Annotated in this window: 17 protein-coding genes; 2 read left to right on the forward strand and 15 right to left on the reverse strand. The window is 31.7% G+C overall.

What is annotated here, in order from left to right:
* Nucleotides 1-77 precede the first annotated feature (77 nt).
* Entirely contained in the window at nucleotides 78-1,688 is a 1,611-nt protein-coding gene (gene ptsP / locus BR69_RS0110870) for a phosphoenolpyruvate--protein phosphotransferase (protein ID WP_027633217.1), read from the reverse strand.
* 566 nt (nucleotides 1,689-2,254) lie between these two features.
* Between ptsP and BR69_RS0110875 the strand changes: the two genes are divergently transcribed.
* Both BR69_RS0110875 and BR69_RS0110880 read left to right on the forward strand, forming a co-directional pair.
* Nucleotides 2,255-4,258, forward strand: a complete 2,004-nt coding sequence (locus tag BR69_RS0110875; RefSeq protein ID WP_027633218.1) for a sigma 54-interacting transcriptional regulator — start codon at nucleotides 2,255-2,257, stop codon at nucleotides 4,256-4,258.
* A 525-nt stretch (nucleotides 4,259-4,783) separates the two neighbouring features.
* Nucleotides 4,784-5,458: a uracil-DNA glycosylase gene (locus BR69_RS0110880; RefSeq protein WP_027633219.1), complete on the forward strand. Its 675-nt coding sequence runs from the start codon at nucleotides 4,784-4,786 to the stop codon at nucleotides 5,456-5,458.
* Between the two features lie 276 nt (nucleotides 5,459-5,734).
* On the opposite strand, the gene BR69_RS0110885 is transcribed toward BR69_RS0110880, so the two are convergent.
* The 14 genes from BR69_RS0110885 to BR69_RS0110950 all read right to left on the reverse strand — a co-directional run bounded on the left by BR69_RS0110885 (nucleotide 5,735) and on the right by BR69_RS0110950 (nucleotide 19,224).
* A complete protein-coding gene (locus BR69_RS0110885) occupies nucleotides 5,735-6,445 on the reverse strand; it encodes a tetratricopeptide repeat protein (RefSeq protein ID WP_027633220.1) in 711 nt (236 codons plus the stop codon).
* The gene (citG, locus tag BR69_RS0110890) at nucleotides 6,430-7,311 is read right to left on the reverse strand and encodes a triphosphoribosyl-dephospho-CoA synthase CitG (protein WP_034849788.1); all 882 of its coding nucleotides are present in this window, start codon (nucleotides 7,309-7,311) and stop codon (nucleotides 6,430-6,432) included. The genes BR69_RS0110885 and citG overlap by 16 nt, the downstream gene beginning before the upstream one ends.
* Entirely contained in the window at nucleotides 7,298-7,819 is a 522-nt protein-coding gene (citX, locus tag BR69_RS0110895; RefSeq protein WP_027633222.1) for a citrate lyase holo-[acyl-carrier protein] synthase, read from the reverse strand. Before citX ends, citG begins: the two co-directional genes overlap by 14 nt.
* A gap of 2 nt (nucleotides 7,820-7,821) precedes the next feature.
* Nucleotides 7,822-8,862, reverse strand: a complete 1,041-nt coding sequence (gene citC, locus BR69_RS0110900; protein ID WP_027633223.1) for a [citrate (pro-3S)-lyase] ligase — start codon at nucleotides 8,860-8,862, stop codon at nucleotides 7,822-7,824.
* A gap of 202 nt (nucleotides 8,863-9,064) precedes the next feature.
* The gene (gene citF / locus BR69_RS0110905) at nucleotides 9,065-10,603 is read right to left on the reverse strand and encodes a citrate lyase subunit alpha (protein WP_027633224.1); all 1,539 of its coding nucleotides are present in this window, start codon (nucleotides 10,601-10,603) and stop codon (nucleotides 9,065-9,067) included.
* Between the two features lie 19 nt (nucleotides 10,604-10,622).
* Nucleotides 10,623-11,495, reverse strand: coding sequence for an HpcH/HpaI aldolase/citrate lyase family protein (locus tag BR69_RS0110910; protein WP_027633225.1), 873 nt, complete (start codon nucleotides 11,493-11,495; stop codon nucleotides 10,623-10,625).
* A 24-nt stretch (nucleotides 11,496-11,519) separates the two neighbouring features.
* Nucleotides 11,520-11,783 (reverse strand): citrate lyase acyl carrier protein, encoded by a 264-nt coding sequence (gene citD / locus BR69_RS0110915; protein ID WP_027633226.1) that lies wholly within the window; start codon nucleotides 11,781-11,783, stop codon nucleotides 11,520-11,522.
* Nucleotides 11,784-11,794: 11 nt separating this feature from the next.
* Complete coding sequence (locus BR69_RS0110920) at nucleotides 11,795-12,358, reverse strand: Fe-S-containing hydro-lyase (RefSeq protein ID WP_027633227.1); 564 nt, start codon at nucleotides 12,356-12,358, stop codon at nucleotides 11,795-11,797.
* Between the two features lie 16 nt (nucleotides 12,359-12,374).
* Nucleotides 12,375-13,217, reverse strand: coding sequence for a fumarate hydratase (locus BR69_RS0110925; protein ID WP_027633228.1), 843 nt, complete (start codon nucleotides 13,215-13,217; stop codon nucleotides 12,375-12,377).
* Nucleotides 13,218-13,529: 312 nt separating this feature from the next.
* Nucleotides 13,530-14,774, reverse strand: coding sequence for a methylaspartate ammonia-lyase (locus BR69_RS0110930; protein ID WP_027633229.1), 1,245 nt, complete (start codon nucleotides 14,772-14,774; stop codon nucleotides 13,530-13,532).
* A 69-nt stretch (nucleotides 14,775-14,843) separates the two neighbouring features.
* Nucleotides 14,844-16,310: a methylaspartate mutase subunit E gene (locus tag BR69_RS0110935; RefSeq protein WP_027633230.1), complete on the reverse strand. Its 1,467-nt coding sequence runs from the start codon at nucleotides 16,308-16,310 to the stop codon at nucleotides 14,844-14,846.
* 55 nt (nucleotides 16,311-16,365) lie between these two features.
* Nucleotides 16,366-17,757, reverse strand: coding sequence for a methylaspartate mutase accessory protein GlmL (gene glmL, locus BR69_RS0110940; protein WP_027633231.1), 1,392 nt, complete (start codon nucleotides 17,755-17,757; stop codon nucleotides 16,366-16,368).
* 24 nt (nucleotides 17,758-17,781) lie between these two features.
* The gene (glmS, locus tag BR69_RS0110945) at nucleotides 17,782-18,198 is read right to left on the reverse strand and encodes a methylaspartate mutase subunit S (RefSeq protein ID WP_027633232.1); all 417 of its coding nucleotides are present in this window, start codon (nucleotides 18,196-18,198) and stop codon (nucleotides 17,782-17,784) included.
* A 63-nt stretch (nucleotides 18,199-18,261) separates the two neighbouring features.
* The gene (locus BR69_RS0110950) at nucleotides 18,262-19,224 is read right to left on the reverse strand and encodes a GntR family transcriptional regulator (RefSeq protein WP_027633233.1); all 963 of its coding nucleotides are present in this window, start codon (nucleotides 19,222-19,224) and stop codon (nucleotides 18,262-18,264) included.
* Nucleotides 19,225-19,449: the final 225 nt, after the last annotated feature.

A 19,449-nucleotide genomic window follows, 5' to 3' on the forward strand; every position in this document is an offset into this window, starting at 1 on the left:
TCCTAAAATAAAAATCTCTTAACTATCATTATATATTTTATATATACGATAGTTAAGAGATTTACTTTAAGTTATTATTATTCCATTATTAATTGTTTAGCTCTTAAAATAGAAGATGCACTCATAGAAAACTCATCTAAACCATATTCTACAAGAGTTGGTATTGCAGTCTCATCTCCTGCCATTTCACCACACATACCTACCCACTTTCCTTCCTTATGAGCACCATCTATTGTCATTTTTATTAATCTAAGTACTGCTGGATGCATTGGATTGTAAAGGTATGATACCTTTTCACTCATTCTATCCGCAGCTAAAGTATATTGAATTAAATCATTTGTACCTATAGAGAAGAAGTCAACATGTTTTGCAAGCTCATCAGCCATAACAGCCGCTGCTGGTATTTCTACCATTATTCCAAGCTCAAACTCTTCAGCAACCTCTTTTCCTTCTGCTCTTAACTCTGCCTTACATTCTTCAACAAAAGTTTTAGCTTGCATAAATTCTTCTAATGAAGATATCATTGGGAACATTATCTTTAAGTTTCCAAATACAGATGCTCTAAGTAAAGCTCTTATTTGTACTCTAAATATATCTTTTCTATCTAAACATAGTCTTATAGCTCTATATCCAAGGAATGGATTCATTTCCTCTGGCATTGGTAAGTATGAAAGCTGCTTATCTCCTCCAATGTCTAGAGTTCTTATAACAACTGGCTTACCTTCCATTTTTTCAAGAACATATTTATAAGATTCAAACTGCTCTTCTTCACTTGGCATATCATCTCTATCCATGTATAAGAATTCTGTTCTAAATAATCCTATTCCATCTGCTCCATTTTCAAGAACCTTATGAACATCCTCTGGCTTTCCTATGTTTCCAGCTACTTCTACTCTTTTTCCGTCTTTTGTAACTGTCTTAACTTCTACAAGCTTCTTTAATTCTTCTTTTTCTTTCTCAAAGGCATCTCTCTTACCTTCATACTCTTTAACAGTAGCTTCATCAGGATTTACTATAACTATACCTTCTATACCATCAACTATTACTAAATCTCCATTTTTTACAGAAGAAGTTATATCATTTAATCCTACTACTGCTGGTATTTCTAATGTTCTAGCCATTATAGCACTGTGAGATGTTCTTCCTCCTATATTAGTTAAGAAAGCAACAACCTTCTTCTTATCAAGCTGTGCTGTATCTGATGGAGTTAAGTCATTAGCTACAACTACAGTATTTTCCTTCTGAACCTCTACTCCAACCATCTTTCCTGCAACATTTAAAAGAATTCTATTTGAAACGTCTTTTATATCTGCTGCTCTTTCTCTCATGTATTCATCTTCCATACTTTCGAATATCATTAAGAAAGTCTTAGCCACTGAATCTACAGCCTTTAGAGCATTAGACTTATTATTATCTATCTCCATTTCCATAGCTCCAGTAAATTCTGGGTCATCTAAAAGCATCATATGACTTTCAAATACTGCTGCCTTTTCTGCTCCCATATCTTTTAATGCTTTTTCTTTTATTTTAGAAAGTTGAGTTTTAGCTAATTCTAAAGCCTTAGATAGCCTTTCCTTCTCAGACTCTATATCTTCTATTAAATCCTCTGGTATTATTAATTCTTCCTCTTCCTTTATAACAACATTACCTATTGCATATCCTTTTGAAGCTGCAATTCCTTTTTTCATATACATCTTCCTCCTACTGTGAATTTAAAAAACAACAAAATCCTCTTACTTTTTATAAGCAATAATCATACCATAGTTAGATTAGTTATATTAAATTAATTTTAAATACCATTAGTTATATGTAACAATTGACTATTTATTAGTCTTATTCTATTATATATCCCTAAGTCCTATAACTCTTTAATATCAGTATAATAGCTTTATTTTTTATTATACAAATCTGCTTTAGTCTTCTTAACTGCTTACCCTATTTTATTTATTTTATAATAATTAAAAATTTATTGATAACTAATATTTATAAGTATAGGACTATTACCATCCTTGATATTTTTTATCAAGATATCTAACCCTGTTCTTATCATAATCTTAGTATCTATTAAATTCTATAAAATATAACAGCATTTTGTGAAATCGTTTTTTTGGCTTTTTTTTATATTTTTTTTACGGTTTTCCCTAGATATTTTAATTAAACTTGTATATTATATAGATATATTTGAATTGATAAAAAATATCAACCATTTATAGAAATATGATACTTTTTATCAAGTAGTTAGAGGGAGAAACTTATGACTGAAAAGAATATTATGATAAAAACCGAAAACGGCCTTCACACTAGACTGGCTGCCATGCTGGTAAATAAGGTTTCAGAACTTAAAAGTAAGTATAATATAGAATTTTTTATAAAACGAGAAAATGATGGTAACTTTATGGGAATAAGTATGTTAGCATTAATCTCTTTAAAAATACACCAGTATGATATTATAACCCTAGGCTGTGAAGATACTACTCCCACTGCCCTTAAGGCATTGGATGAAATAGAGAACTTCTTAAATGAAGATTTATTAGAATCTACCCCTATAGAAACTAAAGTAGATGAATTTATAGAAGAGAATACAATAGCTAATGAACAAATTCTAGATAACTTACCTATAGGAATAATAGTTGTAGATAGTAAATCATCTATTATAAAAATAAATAAGTATGCCCTTAACATAGTAGATAAAACCTATCTAGAAGTTCTCGGTAAATTTGTTAAAGACATAATTCCTACTACTGAACTTGTTAATACTGTTAATACTGGTAAAAAACAAATTGGTCAAATTCAACATATTAACAATCATATAATCATGGTTAACAGAAGCCCCATTATTAATGAAGGTAAAATAATAGGAGCTATAGGTGTATTTCAAGATGTATCTGACCTTGTAGGTATGAAGGAACTTAATGAAAAATTTAAAAAGATTCTTGCTACCTCCCATGACCTTATTTGCTTTGTTGATGAGAGCCGAAAAATAACCTATATAAATCCCTCCTATGAAAAAAACTTTAATGTGGTAGCTGATAATATTTTAGGTAAAGATTTAATGGAAGTTGCTCCCAATGGTCTTAGGATGCAAGTTTTCAATTCTAGAAAAAAACTTGAGAATGTAATTTGGGAAAAAGATGGTGTTGAAATAATCTCTACCCTTGAGCCCTTGTTTATAGATGGGCAGTTTAAAGGAGTGATTTCAACATCAAAGGCAATAAATGAAATAAAGGATTTAATGTTAAAACTAAAAAAATCTGAGGACGAATTAACCTACTATAAAGAAGAATTATTTAAACATACAGAAGGAAATTCAAATTTTAGAGATATTATAGGGAGAAACAGTAGTCTAAAATCAATTTTAAATATTTGTGAGAAGGCATCTATGAGTACCTCCACCGTACTTATAACAGGTGAAAGTGGTACAGGTAAAGAGCTAATTGCAAAAGCTATTCATAATAATAGTTCAAGACGAGATAAACCTTTTGTAAGGGTAAACTGCGCTGCTATTCCAGAGACTTTATTAGAAAGTGAGCTTTTCGGATATGAAAAAGGGGCCTTTACTGGTGCACTTAAGAATAAGCCTGGTAAATTTATGATAGCTAATGAAGGAACCATATTTTTAGATGAAATTGGTGATATGCCTATTTCTATGCAAGTTAAGCTTTTAAGGGTACTCCAAGAAAAAGAAATTGAAAGCTTAGGTGGGTTATCTCCCCAAAAAATTGATGTTAGGATAATAGCTGCCACCAATAGGAATCTTGAAGAAATGATAGAGAAAAGAACCTTTAGAGAGGATCTATATTATAGGTTAAATGTCTTATCTATTCTTTTACCTCCTCTAAGAAACAGGAAAGAGGATATTCCTTTACTATCAGATCACTTTATTATAAAATTTGGTAAAGAACTTAAAAAAAATGTTAATGATATTGAGGATGAAGCTTTAAGTCTACTAAAATCCTATGATTGGCCTGGTAATATTCGTGAACTTCAAAACATAATAGAAAGAGCTATAAATCTTTGTGATGGCAATATTATAACCTGTCGTGACTTACCATCATATATTAAAAATATTACTCCTTCTTCTAAGGATATTATTAATACTACAAATGGAGATGTACTTCCCTTTGAAGAATATGAAAAGAGAATAATAGAACTTGCTATGAAAAAGCATAAAAGTTTTAATAAGGCTGGTAAAGCTTTAGGATTAACTCATAGAACTGTTTCATTGAAATGTAAAAAATATGGAATTGATGTAAACTAATTTTATTAATAGAACGAATCTTCCTTCAGATGTGTTCTTTCCACCATCTGAAGGTTAGATGAGTTAATCTAGGATTGTCACAACTGTTATCCCCACCTTTAGAGGATGGGGGTGTTAAAGCTTATAGTCATGAGATGAAATAAAGATCACATAACTACTAAGCTGAGATGGCGGCTAGAAGTTGGTGATCTTTACTTTGACAGTTTAAGATATTAATTTATACATATAATATATATTAATATCCTTTAGGTATTATTCCTAATTTTTTAACAATATATTTTTATAAATTATTTTATGGTGATCTTATATTATTGAATTTATTACTCTTAACTATATAAACTTCTATAATATATAATTAATTACTTTATAAAAAAGATGCTTAGTTAAGAGGCAAATCTTAGGTTTTCCTCTTCTAGGAACTAACAATAAACTTTTATATAAAGCTATAGCTCCCTTTAGCTACTTAAAATAATTATAATTGTGTCTCATATAAAAATAATTACTTATGAAATGTGGTGAAATAAAATGGTAAACTTAAACAATGATTGGGACTCAATCCTTCAAGATGAGTTTAAAAAGGACTATTATCTATCCTTAAGAGAATTTTTAATAAAGGAATATAACTCTAAAGTTATTTACCCTGATAAGCATGATTTATTCACTGCCTTAAAATTAACTTCTTACAATGATACAAAAGTTGTAATCTTAGGTCAGGACCCTTACCATGGACCTAATCAGTCTCATGGACTTGCTTTTTCTGTTAAGGTAGGTGTGAGGACACCTCCATCACTTTTAAATATGTATAAAGAACTCCATGAAGATTTAGGATATTATATACCTAACAATGGATTTTTAGTTCCTTGGGCAAAGCAAGGAGTGTTACTTTTAAATACAGTATTAACTGTTAGGGAAGGAAGTCCTAATTCTCATAGGAATAAAGGATGGGAAATATTCACTAATAAGATTATTGAAACTCTAAATAATAGGGAAAAGCCTGTTATTTTCTTACTATGGGGAAATAACGCAAAAGAAAAGAAAAAACTCATAACTAATAATCATCATTATATATTAGAATCAGTTCATCCTAGTCCCCTATCTGCCTCTAGAGGGTTCTTTGGATGTAAACATTTTTCTAAAACCAATGACATCTTAAGTAAGCTAGGTAATAATCCTATTAACTGGCAAATTCCTAATGTCTAGAAGAATAGATTAATTATATATGTTGCATTAAATAATCTACATTTCACTGATTGATAACTCAATAGTTTTCAACTGAATCTAATGTAGTTATAGGGTAAATCCTGTTATAAAAATCATCACACCATATCTTTAACGTGTAGACTTTATAACAAAAGTTACCCTTACACTGTTACACAAAGAATAAAAGCTACAATATGTTGTCTTAGATTTTTAAATGCTAAGACAACATATTGTAGTTAAATTTCTTAATAGGATGATTACATTTTATTAAAATTACTAGTTGTTGATAAGGTCCTTAAATTCTTTATAATTTTTAACCTTATCAAACTCTGATTCTTTTTTCACCAAATCCTTTATATCAGGTTTTATTTTTATAGCTTCTTTTAAGTTCTTAACGCTATTATTTACATCTCCTCTTTTAGCATATATAGCTGCCTTTCCATAATGGCTCCAATGATAGTTTTCTACCTCTAGAGACTTATCATACCACTTTAATGCCTCATCATATTGACCAAATATTGCGTAGGCAAGTCCCTTATTGAATCTTCCATAACCATAGTCTTCCTTTAACTCTAAAGACTTATTTATATCTTCCATTGCCTTAGTCTTATTAGAAGATACTATATTAGATTTATATGCATAGGCTATTCCTCTTAAAGAGTAGGCCCTATAACTATCTGGATGTTCTTTTATTATATCAGTGGTAATCTTTATTACCTCATCATATTTGTTTTTATCTTTTCCAAATAAAATATCTTCTGCCTTTTGACATTTAGCATTAATTTCATCTTCTTTTTCCTTCTCTTTTTCTTGTAACCTTTTCTTTTCTTCCCTATCTGCTTCTTTTTCTTGTAGTTCTTGTAAGTACTGTGCTTCTAATTTATTTATTTCTCTTTTGTGATCTATTATTCCATAAGTTATAGTTCCTATAGCTACTATACATAATGAAATAAAGATACCTAGCTTTACCTTTAACTTTTTTTCCATGGTTCCTCCCTGCTAAAATATAGTTTTTTCACTTCACTTAAAAATATGGTAATAGCGAGTAAATCCGCACTACCACCTGGACTTATACCTTTTAATGATAATTCATCATCTAGTTTTTGTATACATTCTTCTCCATTTTTTGTTGTCATGCCACCTATTTTCATTATAGACTTGCAAGTTTTTTGTATGTATTCTAATACCCCTATATCATGTCTATGTAAAAGTGTGGTATCTTCACTAACTGACATTATAGCAATTAAGGTATTAGCTATATTTCTTCTCTTATCTAAGGAGTCATAGTTATCTTCATAAACCTTAAGCCCCATATTAAACACTGTAGGAAGTCCATTTACTACTTCCCCTCTTATTCCTGTTAATCCATATTTTATGTATATTTTCTCTCCATAGGTTAACTCTTTTTTATTTTTTAAGGTTTTAAAATCATTTTCTAATAAATCCTCTGTGAGATCTTTTATAGACCTTTTTATGTAATAAAAATCTTTATTATTTCTAATTGTAATAACTACCGCACTTATGGTTATTATCATAAGAAATATCATTCCCTTATGAGTATTAACTCCATTAGTCCTATCAAACATATCTTCCTCTGCAATTTTACCTATGATTCTTAACTCCCTAAAAATTTCTTTTGGGGTCATATTTTTATCGAAGGATATCTTGCAAACTTTATAGAAATGCTTATTAAGGCATAGAGCACTGTCTATAAATGTATAAAAGTTCATATCCTTATGACTTCCTTGGGATATAGGTGATACAAGACCTGGTGATGGATATGTAGATACCTCATATAATATACTTTTTTCTGCAATTTCAATTATGTTAAATATAAAATCATCGTCTATCATATCCACCTCTTTTAAAGTCATCATATACTTTTTCCATATAAGATATTAAATTTCCTTGGCTATGACTCTTTGAACGTACACATATATGTGCTTTATTATCACAAAGATAACACTTTCTCTCTTCCATTCCAAGATCTTTTCGGCTTATGCTTTCCTTTGTTATACTATCATAAACATCTATATCTGCAAACCTTCCTAATGGATATGTTTCTTCTATTTTTGCTGTAATTTCTTTAACTTCCCTAGAATCTTTATCCACAAGAAAAATCTCTGTAGGCCCCTCCGAGGTTATTTTAAGAATTTTCAAGTGAGTAAATGAAACAAATATATCTTCAATTATTTTTTCTATGGAAAAAAATATCTTTCTACTTAATTCATTATCTTTATATACTCCTGGATAATTAACCCTAAGGCATATTAAAGTTTTATTATGATTTTCTAATAGGTCTTCTTGCATGGCTACTCTATTTTCTCTATCCGTTAATATCTCTAATGCTAACTTGTTCATAATTAATTTGGAGAATTAATTTCTTTTAACCTTTCTCCTATCTCCCTTCCTTCCTTCGAAAGTAAAAATTCAAAGGTTGTATATGGAACTATTTCCTTAACCTTTTCCATATTACCTTCTTTTATTAGTTTCCTAACCCTAGATGCACTAATAGGTTCTTTATCATAAACTTTTCTAGGTATTATTTTAATGTTAATATTAAATTTTTTCAATTCCTCTTTTAAAGTCTCATTATACATCCTTGTAACATTACAATAAGGCTCTTCCCCTAAATATCGTGATTTTATATTCATTTTACTACAAAAATACTTACCAAAAATTCCTCCATCTATTTTTGTATAGATATTTAGTTTATCGTCTTCCTTCTTTAAAAAATAGGTTGGAAAAGTTGCACTAGATATTATATACTCTCCTCCTGGTAATACTTTAACATTGTCTAAATGACTAGTTCCTCTTTTTACAAGATCTATTCTATTATTAAAAGGGAAGTCTGATTTATCTTCTTCCACAACAAAAACAATAACTTCTTTTCCTTCCTTTGCCGCTTCTTCTATAAGATATAGATGTCCATTAGTAAAAGGGTTACAATTCATAACTAATGCTACCCTCTCACTGTCTAAATCTATATGGTATCTTTTAATGATTTTATCTATATAGGAATTTATATCTTGTATACCATTTTCCATAATTACTGCTTCTTTTGTCTCATATAATAACTTAAAATTAAGGGAAGAAAATATATGGGCATTTTCTGGTTTTGTAAATATGAAACTATGATATATTCCTTCCTCAAACATTCTATCTATAAGATTAGTTATTAGTGTTCCTGTGATTCCTTCTCCCCTATGATTTTCATTTATGGCAAAAGCTTTAAATATATTTTTAGCTTTTGAACAGGTAGCTATTATTTCTCCCTCTTCCCTTATCACTAGAGTATAATCTATATCATTTTCATAGCTTAAATTAAATTGTCCTAGAAATTCTTTAACTTTTTCAACCTGATGCCTATCTAAAAGATTTATTCTTTCTGATATATTAATCATAAAGTTTTCTCCTTATAACTTTAATAACTCTTGGCTTTAGTATACACTTAAAACCAAGAGCTTGGATGAAATTTATTCTTAAATTTACAATTATATGTCCTTATCTATAAGTAAAGCTAGAAATAAGATATTGTAAAATTTAAGAAATAGCTTAGCTACAATTCTCATAGGGTAATGACCCTATGAGAATTGTAGTTCCACTTTATTTGACTTTTTTTATAACATCAATAACTGTTCCATCTCTGTATTCTACCACAGCTACTATTTTCTCATCTGTTTCTATTTCTTTAGGTTTTCCTGTAAGCTTTTCAGCTATATCTTTAAGTTCATCTATAGTCATAACTGGAAGTTTTGCTTCCTTAAGTTTTTCTATTAAATCCTGTCTTCTTGGATTTACTGCTATTCCTCTTTCTGTAACTAACACATCTATACTTTCTCCTGGAGTTGTAGCTGTAGTTACCTTTTCCTTTATAACAGGAAGCCTAGCTTTTATTAGGTTAGATACAATAACAGTAAGCTTTGCTCCAGCTGCAGTATCACTATGTCCTCCAGATCCCCCCATAATTACTCCATCAGACCCAGTCGATACGTTTACATTAAAATCTCTATCAATCTCTGTAGCTCCTAAAATAACTATATCAAGATTATTAACTACTGCACCTTTATTATGAGGATTACCATATATAGATGCAGACATGCCTTGATGGTTCTTATTAGTTTTATAGGATTGTACTGCTTTTAAATCAAAGCATTGAACATCTAAAAGTCCTTTAAATAACCCCTGTTCAACCATATCCACTATATATCCTGTAATTCCACCTGATGCGAAACTGCCCTTTATGTTATCTCTTTTCATTATATTTTCAAGTTCTTTAGCAACAGCTAAGGATATTCCTCCAGCCCCAGTTTGGAAAGACATTCCCTCCTTAACTAGTCCTGATACTTCCATAACCTTTGATGCCATTTTTGCTATTTTAAGTCCTATAGGATCTTTAGTTATTTGGGTAGTTCCTGAAACAATTCCCTTTGGATCTCCTATAGAGTCTACCTTAACCACATAATCCACATATATTTGACTAATTTCAATAGGGCATGCTGGATATGGTACAAGATTATTTGTTATGGCAACCACCTTATCTCCATACTGACAGTCTGCCACTGCATATCCTAATGCTCCACAAGCTGCATTTCCTTCTACTCCATTTATATTTCCATAGGTATCTGCTGTTGGAGCTGCCACAAAGGCAATATCTATTTTAACATCTCCACTTTCGATGGAACGTCCACGACCTCCATGAGTTTGCATTATCACTGGATTTTCTAATTTCCCATTAGATATAGCCTCTGCTACTGGTCCTGATATATAAGATGCTATAATCTTTGTTACTACTCCATTTTCCATATGCCCCAATAAAGGCTTATGAACTGGGAATATAGAACTTGCTGCTATTGTTATGTCCTTTATCCCTCTCTCTGCAATCTTATCCATAACCATGTTAAGCACATAATCACCATTTCTTAAATGATGATGAAAGGATATTGTTATTCCATCCTTAAGATTAAGCCTATCCAGTGCCTCATCTATAGAATTTAACACTTTACTATCCCCTGGTAATACTACACTTTCCTTAACACTAGTTTTCGGTTTTAATATAGGGTTCTCCCTTTCTCCCTTAAAAGGAGTAACCTGTCCATATCCTTCTATATATGATGGAAGCTCTCTTCCCGCTGCATTTCTCATAACTATCCCACCTTCTATACTAAATTAATCCAAGGGTTTCAGCTAAATCTACTGTCTTCATAGCTCTATTTATTATTGGAGCATCCACCATCTTACCATCTAATGAAAATACCCCTTTTCCTTCTCTTTTAGCCTCTTCCATAGCAAATAGAACCCTTTTAGCATGGGTTATTTCTTCTTTAGTTGGAGAATAAACCTCATGAATTGTATCTATCTGTCTTGGGTTTATAGAAGATTTTCCTGTCATACCTAAGCTTTTTGCTTTTCTAGTATCCTTATAAAGCCCATCTTGGTCATTGGTATCAGTAAAAGGAGTATCTATAGAACTAATTCTTAAAGCTTTACATGCAGTAGCTATTTTAGTTCTTGCATAGAAAAGTTCCTCCCCTTCCTTAGTTCTTTTAATCTCAAGATCTGAGGTTAAATCTTCCCCTCCAAGAAGGACTCCATTTACTCTTTTTGAAGCCCTTATTATAGTAGATACGTTTTCTACTCCGTAAGCAGTTTCTATTAATGCTATAAGCTTTATATATCCATTATCAAACTTTTCTTCTTTTTCAATTTTACTAAGTATGTTATCAGCCATTATTATAGAATCTTCATTTGCCTTTGGAATAAGTATAGTATCTGGTTTTACCCTTCCTATAACTTCTAAATCCTTTGGTCCAAACTCAGTATCTAAAGGATTTATTCTCACAATTAATTCTACCTGAGAGTAATCTATATTTTTTATTGCTTCTCTAACTAAAATTCTTGCACTGTCCTTCTCTGTTAAACTAACAGCATCCTCTAAGTCTAAGATTATAGAATCTGATCCCATTACCACTGCATTTTGAAGCATTCCTGGGTTATTACCTGGCATAAACAACATAGTTCTTCTTAGATTTTTCATCCCTATCCCACCTTATAGTTAATTTTAAACAGCTCTCATTATGGCAGTCTCTACTCTTGCCGATATGGTATAATCTAAGGCTCCCTTATCTTGTGCCTTTATAGTAATTGACTCTACTGACATTTCCTTAAGCTTATCCTCTATAACCTGAAGTATTACTTCACCAAACTGCTTTTTAACTATGCTTTCAAGATTAATTTCTATTTTTCCCTCTTCATTTGGATATACCATAATAAGTATATCATTGGATTCTAGTGTTCCAGCCTTTGCTGGTTTAATTATCTCCATAAAAACACCTCTTATTTATTATTTAGACCATCTAAGTATTGCTTTTGTCCTATTTCATAAAGGTTATTACCCTCACTATCTATAACCACTACCACTGGAAGATCTTTTACTGTAAGCTTTCTTATAGCCTCAGCTCCTAAATCCTCATAGGCTACAATCTCTGCTTCTTCTACAGATTTTCCTATTAAGGCAGCAGCTCCACCTATAGCTGCAAAATAAACTGCACCATTTTTCTTTATGGATTCTATTACTTCCTCTCCTCTAAGGCCTTTTCCTATCATTCCTTTTAATCCTCTATCTAATAATCTTGGTGCGTAGGGATCCATTCTATAACTTGTAGTAGGTCCTGCTGATCCTAAAGCCATACCTGGTTTTGCTGGAGTTGGTCCTACATAATATATTATTGAATCTTCTAAACTTATAGGTAATTCCTCTCCCTTATCTAAAAGCTCTACTAGCCTTTTATGAGCCGCATCTCTTGCTGTATATATAATTCCACTTATTAAAACACTATCCCCTGCCTTTAAATCTTTTACCTTATTCTCTGTTAGGGGTGTTGTTATTCTCTTTTCCATACCTTCTTCCTCCCTCCTACAACTCTATCTCTTTGTGTCTTGTAGCATGACAATTTATATTAACTGCTACTGGAAGTCCTGCTATATGAGTTGGATAGTATTCTATATTTACTGAAAGTGCTGTTGTTCTTCCTCCAAAGCCTTGTGGTCCTATTCCTAATGCATTTATTTTTTCTAAAAGCTCTTCTTCAAGGTTCTTATAAAATTCATTTGGATTTCTTTCTTCCACATTTCTAAGTAATGACTTTTTCGCAAGAGCTGCTGCCTTATCGAAGGTTCCCCCAATACCAATTCCAACCACTATAGGCGGGCAAGGATTAGGGCCTGCTTTCTTTACTGTTTCTATTACAAAATCCTTAACTCCTTCAACTCCATCTGCCGGCTTTAACATCTTTAAAGCACTCATGTTTTCTGATCCAAATCCTTTTGGAGAAACTGTTATCTTAAGTTTATCTCCCTTAACTATGTTATAAGTAATTACTGCTGGAGTATTATCTTTTGTATTTACCCTATCTAAAGGATCCTTAACTACAGATTTTCTTAAGTATCCTTCTGAATATCCTTGCCTTACCCCTTCATTTATTGCGTCTTCTAAAGAGCCTCCCACAATATGAACATCTTGGCCTAACTCTACAAATACACAAGCCATACCTGTATCTTGGCACATAGGCATTCTTTCATTCTTAGCTATATCCACATTAATAAGAATTTTATCTAAAATATCTTGAGCTATAGGAAATGTCTCTTTTTCCTTTGAGTCCTTTAATTTGTTTTTTATATCATCTGATAAAAAATAATTAGAATCTATACATAAATCTTTTACTGCCTTTATTATATCTAGTACATTAATTTCCTTCATAGAAAAGCCTCCTAAAATTTTAATTTAGACAACTTAAATAAAATAATTAGCTATATATTAAACTCATTTTAGGTAAGACACTTAAAATATATCTATACTAAGTATTTCCTAAAATAGTCCAACATAACTACTAGTTAATTTTTAATGATGCCTTACAACATATCTATATTATAACATTACCTTGTAAAAGTTATTACCCTATGTACGTATATTAAGAGTTCTACCCCAAGGTTTTAATTGTCATAACTTAATTCTTATAGGATTTTAAAAAAGAGGCAGCTTTAGTTACTACCTCTTAAATAATATATCTTACTATTTCTTTCTTCTATTAACTAAAGCTATTACTCTATTCATCTCATTATTAACAATCATATAGCCCTCATCAACACCCATACCTGGTTTAGCTAAGCATTGATCTGCTCCACAAGCTATAGCTATATTAGTACATACTTCTGAGGATCTATTAGTTTCGTTACAAGTTCCTCCACAGTATGCTCCGATTCCTTTTTTCTTACAGTATAATATAGCCTCTATTATATTATTAACTCCTCCAAGGTCTGGAGTCTTTATTTGAAGCATATGACCAGACTTATTGTCTGCAAATAGTACTACGTCCTCATAGGTATTACACCATTCATCAGCCACTATTTCCACATCTATGTTTCTTTTTTCTAATTCTATTCTTAAATCTCTAAGAGCTTCTGCTTGCTTTTCTCTATGATCCACATCTACAGGACCTTCAATTCTTAGCTTAAATGGTTTCGCTGCTTCCTCAAGCTTTCCAAAATACTCCGCTATCTTTTCTGTATTATAGTCAAAAGCTACCCCTATAGTTCCATAAACATCTATATGGAATACTGGATTATAATTTTCAGAAGTTCTAAGCTTTAAAACTCTATCGCTTAACCATTTTACATATGAAAGAAGCTTTCCTCCATCATGTCCAAGTTTTTCTTCCACATTGTTAATTAATGCGTGAGGCATTACGTCTGCCCCTTTTATTATCATCTTATCTGAATTATCGTATCTGTCATCACCAGATTGTGTGAATATAGGAATTCTTTTTATATCTACTCCTGTATTATATTCATCACGAACAATCTCAGCCATAGTTAACTTTTTGGACTTAGCTACTCCATCTAGTATAGCTTGAGTTATTCCATATCTTATAGCTGTATGAAGTCTATTACCATTAATAGACATTCTATCAAACTCTTCTGCTAATTCCTTAAAAGAATTTAGCTCTCTTCCTATAAGCTTTGGAGCTATCTCCTTATCTATTACTGGTATAAAGTCTTCTGCTAAAAATAGAGGATCACGTCCGCCAGCACCAGAATATTGAACTGCAGCACAATCTCCATGAGCTACTTGTCCATCTTCTAATATTAACATAACTGATATGGATTCCCCAGCTTGTCTTACTGACTTAAATCCATCTGTAACAGCTTCTCCAACATAGGTAAAGCCATCATGCTTTGCTCCATTTTTTATAGCTTTTTGGTCATCAAAATAAAATCCTGTTCTTCCTGGTGAACATACAACATCAACGATTTTCATATTATTGCCCTTCCTTCTTTTAAAATATTTACCCTTTTGGAATTCTTATAATTAATAATCTTTTGATTCTTATAAAACTATTTTCTTTTCTGGTCTTCCTACAAGCTTTCCTTTACCAACTGCAAATATATCATCTACAGTCATTTGGAATCCAACTTCTCTATTCTCAAACTTAGCTCTTTCTTCTAATTTCTTAAAGTTAAAGTCTTGAAGTTCCTTAGTAAGAGGTACATTGCCAGCTTTAAGATATCTAACTGCTCCATTATTATCTCTAGCAGGCATCATCTTACCATTGTTAAACTTAGATGGAGCAAAAGGAATGTCTATAATTCCTGCTTCAAATCCTCTAACTGAACCTACTGCTAAATCTCCATGTCCAAGTTCAAATAGCTTATCTATCATACACTTAGTTTCTGCTTTTATTACTGCTATCTCTAACTCTAATTCCTTTGACATTGGCATTTTTTGACCTCTAAGTAAGTTCAATGTCATCTTTGTTGCTTTAATTCCCTCTGCATTAGCTTCCTTTGTTGGAACCCCTATGGCCTCATGAGGAGTTTTAACTATAACCTTAGTTGCTCCTGCAAGAGCAGCAGCCGCCGCACCTGTTGATATTACTCCAAAAGCCTTAGCTTCGTCTGCTGGGAATCCTCCCATCCATTGGTGGAATACTGTGGTTACATAAACATCATTATATCCATTTGCTTTTAAATATTCATAGGTCTGTTCCTCTAAGGCTCTTATTGCAGCAACGTCTTGTATTAAGTTACCACATTGACCATAACCTACAGTTATATTTTTAACTCCTTGTTCTGCAGCAAGTAATGCTTCTACTATAGCCACTGAATTTGATGTACTAGGTGGTACTAAAGTTCCTGTAAGTGGTCCAAAAGGTTCTCTATTTATGGACACACCTTGCTCCTCATAAAAACCAACTAGTCTATCACAATACTGCCAATCAAGGATTGTTTTTTCTATACTAACACTCTTTGCATAAGGAATATTATAAGATATTCCTCCTCCTTCATTAGAAGTCCATCCTCCAGCATGAATTATTTCAGATAATAATCTAGCATCTGGAGTACCGTGTCTTGCCTCTAATGGAAGATCCACAGCTTCTAATACTCTTTTACAACCATCTACCCCATGGTTAACTACTGGAAATCCATTAAGTAATGATCTTCCCGCTGCTCTACTTTCTTTAATTCCTCTTTCACATTCATCATATCTATTTTGTCTTGTATAAGAATCTATGGTAGAAGGTAAAAGATCTGCACCGCCCTCATTTTGAAGATGCTGTAATAATTGAATATGCTCATTCATTAATGCAACTCCAGCTCTTGGTTGAGCTAAGGTCACCCCTTCTTCCTTAGCCTTTACAAGTTTCTTTGCAAAGTTTTTATGGTCTGGTACCTTCTTTAAATAATCTACAGCCTGTTGTAAATCTACACCTTTTCCTGTTGGCCAATGATTTAATATAATTTCTCTTTCCTTGAAAAACTTCTCCTCTGTCCACTTTATATTTTTTAAATCCACCTTGATTTCCCTACCCTTCTTAATTTATATAGTTTTACCCACAAAATACTACTCTTTATAACTCTACTAAATATTTTTTCATTATTCTAACTGCCTCATCTGGTAACTCTTCACTTAATAATCCCATGGCAGATAATATATAAGTTTTATCTAGCATAAAACCTGGATTTTTAGGTTTCAATGAATTTAAGTTCTCATTATCAAAACATCCTGACTCTAATATGCTCTTTGGGTCTTCACTATGAACAAGTACTCCCCCAGTTCCAATTACCCAGTTTACTTCTAATAAATCTTTTCCATGCTGACTGTATATAACTCCAAGTGGAGAATATACTGGTTCTACAACTCCTGCATGTCTTTCCATTGCAATATCTGTAGCTACCTTTGCCATGGCCTCATCAAATTCAATCTCTTCTTCTGTACTTGGAACCATCATTATGTTTTGGCTCCTACTTCTACAGGTTTCTTCAATATTAATGGACTTATCTTTTAAATGTTTTCTAATTTTTCTTGTTCCTGCTGCCTCCCAGAGAGAAAGAGCTGAATATCTCATTCCAAGATCTCCTTCTACTGTTCTCTTTGCAAAAGGTTCTTCAAGTCCCCTAAAGGTTACCCCTGGTTTTGTTGGTTCTCCATCTGCCATAGAATGAATATCTGTAGTTGCTCCTCCGATATCCACAACAACTATTTCTCCAATGCCCTCTTCTTTATCACTACCCTGACTTAGAACCTTAGCTGCCTTAAGAACTGCAGCTGGTGTTGGCATAAGGATATCGTTTACATAGCTTTCAGCATTTTTAAGCCCTTTAGCCTCTATAATATTATTCATAAATATCTTTCTTATTTCTTCCCTGGCAGGTTCTACATTAAGAACATTAAGCTTAGGCATAACATTTTCTGTTATAGTAAATTTCACATTATTTTCATTAAATATTTCATTTATTTTATCATTAACAACTTTGTTACCTGCTACTACAATAGGTATATTTAGATTTGACTCTGCAATAAGCTTTGCATTATGAATTATACAATCCTTATTCCCTCCATCGGTTCCCCCAGCTAAAAGTATCATATCAACCTTAGAACCTCTAATTTCATTCATTTCAAAGGATGTCAACTCATAACTATAAGTCTTTATAACTCTTGCTCCTGCTCCCAGGGCTGCTCTTTTAGCCGCCTCTGCTGTTAAATCCGGTACTAACCCAATAGCTACCATTTTAAGACCTCCAGCTGCTGAGGAACAAGCTAGTTTTTTAATAAAATTTACTTCCATACCTTGAAGCCTACTTACTAACTTTTCATAAGCCTTATTAAATCCAATCATTATATCTTCTTCTATTGTAGTTATATCCTTAGCTACTGCTAATATCTCTTCATTATCTATATCCACAGCTGTAAGTTTTGTATAGGTACTTCCAAAGTCTATTAATAAATAAGCATTTTTCATTACTAAACCCCCAATCTCGGGAAATTAGGCTTGTACCTTTAAATCCTTATTAAGATCCTCTATTGTTGTATCTACAGATGTTCCTGGTGGATATACCCTATCAAATCCCATAGATTTAAATCTTGAATGTACATCTTCCCAGTTTTGTTTTCCAACTACTATATTGCCTCCAACGTATAGAAGGATTCCATCTAATCCTGCTTCATCACAGTTCTCTCTCATTCCTTTACAATCAAGTTCTCCATGACCATATAAGGAAGAAACTAAAATTGCATCTGCATTGGTTTCTTTTGCAGCATTTATAAAGTCTTCTTGAGGAGATAAAACCCCTATGTTTATAACCTCAAAACCTGCTTCTGTTAATGCATAATCTAATATCTTATTTCCCACTGCATGACAGTCTGACCCTATGACTCCAAGGACTATTTTATTATTTTTCATATTCTAATTGCCTCCTAAAAAATTTAAGTGTAGATTTATTTAAATAGCCTTAGCTATTTTAAACTAATTTTGAAGTTCAACAATTTTAGATTTTAAGGCTTTCACTGAACCATCATCTAAAGAATATATAAAATTTATTACTTCCTTATTATCTTTATTTATTTCCATAACATCACTATATCTACCTGGTGAAACTATTATTACATCTGATTTATCCGTTATTTCTTTAATTTCAGCTTTATCCCTAGTTGTTGAATAAGTTATATCTATATTACTAAGACCAGCTGATTCCAAGGCTCCTTGTATTTTAAACATGAATTCTTCAGATAAACAGAAAAATCCAAACCTTGTCCCATCTTGATACCTAGCAATTTTAACTATGGTACTTAAATCTGCATTAATGGCAACCCCTAAAACCTCTTTATGAAAGCCACTAACAATTCTTGTAACCTCATTAACATGATTAAAAGTAGTTATTACCACCTGACAATTTGTAAGAGTTTGTTTAACTTCCTCATTCATTGTCATTAAATCTGATACCGTTAAAGGTATTACACTCATATGAGTACTTTCATTAAGCTCTTTTGAAAACATTTTAGCTTGTTCTATATTACATTCAACATATACTGCCACCATTTTATTCATTTGTTCAATTTTTTCTCTAACTCTATTTTCTACTATATCTAAGAACTCTTCTATACTCATTCCAGTTTCAAGAGCTTCCTCTAACCCTAGATCTACAAATTTAACTATTTTATCTTTTATATTTTGATTTTGCCAACTTCTTCCTTCCTCTGCAACGAAGGTTCCTTTTCCTTGGTATGATTTTAATACACCTTCTTTTTCTAATTCCTTATAAGCAGTACTTACAGTATTCCTGCTAACCTTTAAATTTTCTGCTAATTCTCTTTCTGTTGGCATTTTTGATCCAACCTTGAGAGAGCCATTTCTTATCTGGTTCATTATCTGTTTCTTAACTTGTAAGTATAAAGGAATTCCATTATTTTTAGTTATTACTATTTCCATGATTCTACCCTCCCAAAGTGAAATGGATTAGTCCATTAGTCCATCCACCATTATGATACCATATGTATAAAACGTTATCAATGATAAGACTAATTTTTCTGAAATTTATGTGAAACTATTTTTAAACCCTATATTTTTTTTGCAATTAGTAATATTTTAAGGAAATTTTTATTATAAATTATAGTAATTAATATTTATTCCTTTTGAAGTTTTGTATTCTTTTTA

It is taken from the genome of Clostridium hydrogeniformans DSM 21757 (assembly GCF_000686705.1).
Lineage (GTDB): Bacteria > Bacillota > Clostridia > Clostridiales > Clostridiaceae > Clostridium_Z > Clostridium_Z hydrogeniformans.

Coding starts and splice junctions, on each gene's coding strand:
- ptsP (WP_027633217.1), bottom strand. CDS start 1,688: ATGAAAAAAGGAATTGCAGCTTCAAAAGGATATGCAATAGGTAATGTT.
- BR69_RS0110875 (WP_027633218.1), top strand. CDS start 2,255: ATGACTGAAAAGAATATTATGATAAAAACCGAAAACGGCCTTCACACT.
- BR69_RS0110880 (WP_027633219.1), top strand. CDS start 4,784: ATGGTAAACTTAAACAATGATTGGGACTCAATCCTTCAAGATGAGTTT.
- BR69_RS0110885 (WP_027633220.1), bottom strand. CDS start 6,445: ATGGAAAAAAAGTTAAAGGTAAAGCTAGGTATCTTTATTTCATTATGT.
- citG (WP_034849788.1), bottom strand. CDS start 7,311: ATGATAGACGATGATTTTATATTTAACATAATTGAAATTGCAGAAAAA.
- citX (WP_027633222.1), bottom strand. CDS start 7,819: ATGAACAAGTTAGCATTAGAGATATTAACGGATAGAGAAAATAGAGTA.
- citC (WP_027633223.1), bottom strand. CDS start 8,862: ATGATTAATATATCAGAAAGAATAAATCTTTTAGATAGGCATCAGGTT.
- citF (WP_027633224.1), bottom strand. CDS start 10,603: ATGAGAAATGCAGCGGGAAGAGAGCTTCCATCATATATAGAAGGATAT.
- BR69_RS0110910 (WP_027633225.1), bottom strand. CDS start 11,495: ATGAAAAATCTAAGAAGAACTATGTTGTTTATGCCAGGTAATAACCCA.
- citD (WP_027633226.1), bottom strand. CDS start 11,783: ATGGAGATAATTAAACCAGCAAAGGCTGGAACACTAGAATCCAATGAT.
- BR69_RS0110920 (WP_027633227.1), bottom strand. CDS start 12,358: ATGGAAAAGAGAATAACAACACCCCTAACAGAGAATAAGGTAAAAGAT.
- BR69_RS0110925 (WP_027633228.1), bottom strand. CDS start 13,217: ATGAAGGAAATTAATGTACTAGATATAATAAAGGCAGTAAAAGATTTA.
- BR69_RS0110930 (WP_027633229.1), bottom strand. CDS start 14,774: ATGAAAATCGTTGATGTTGTATGTTCACCAGGAAGAACAGGATTTTAT.
- glmL (WP_027633231.1), bottom strand. CDS start 17,757: ATGAAAAATGCTTATTTATTAATAGACTTTGGAAGTACCTATACAAAA.
- glmS (WP_027633232.1), bottom strand. CDS start 18,198: ATGAAAAATAATAAAATAGTCCTTGGAGTCATAGGGTCAGACTGTCAT.
- BR69_RS0110950 (WP_027633233.1), bottom strand. CDS start 19,224: ATGGAAATAGTAATAACTAAAAATAATGGAATTCCTTTATACTTACAA.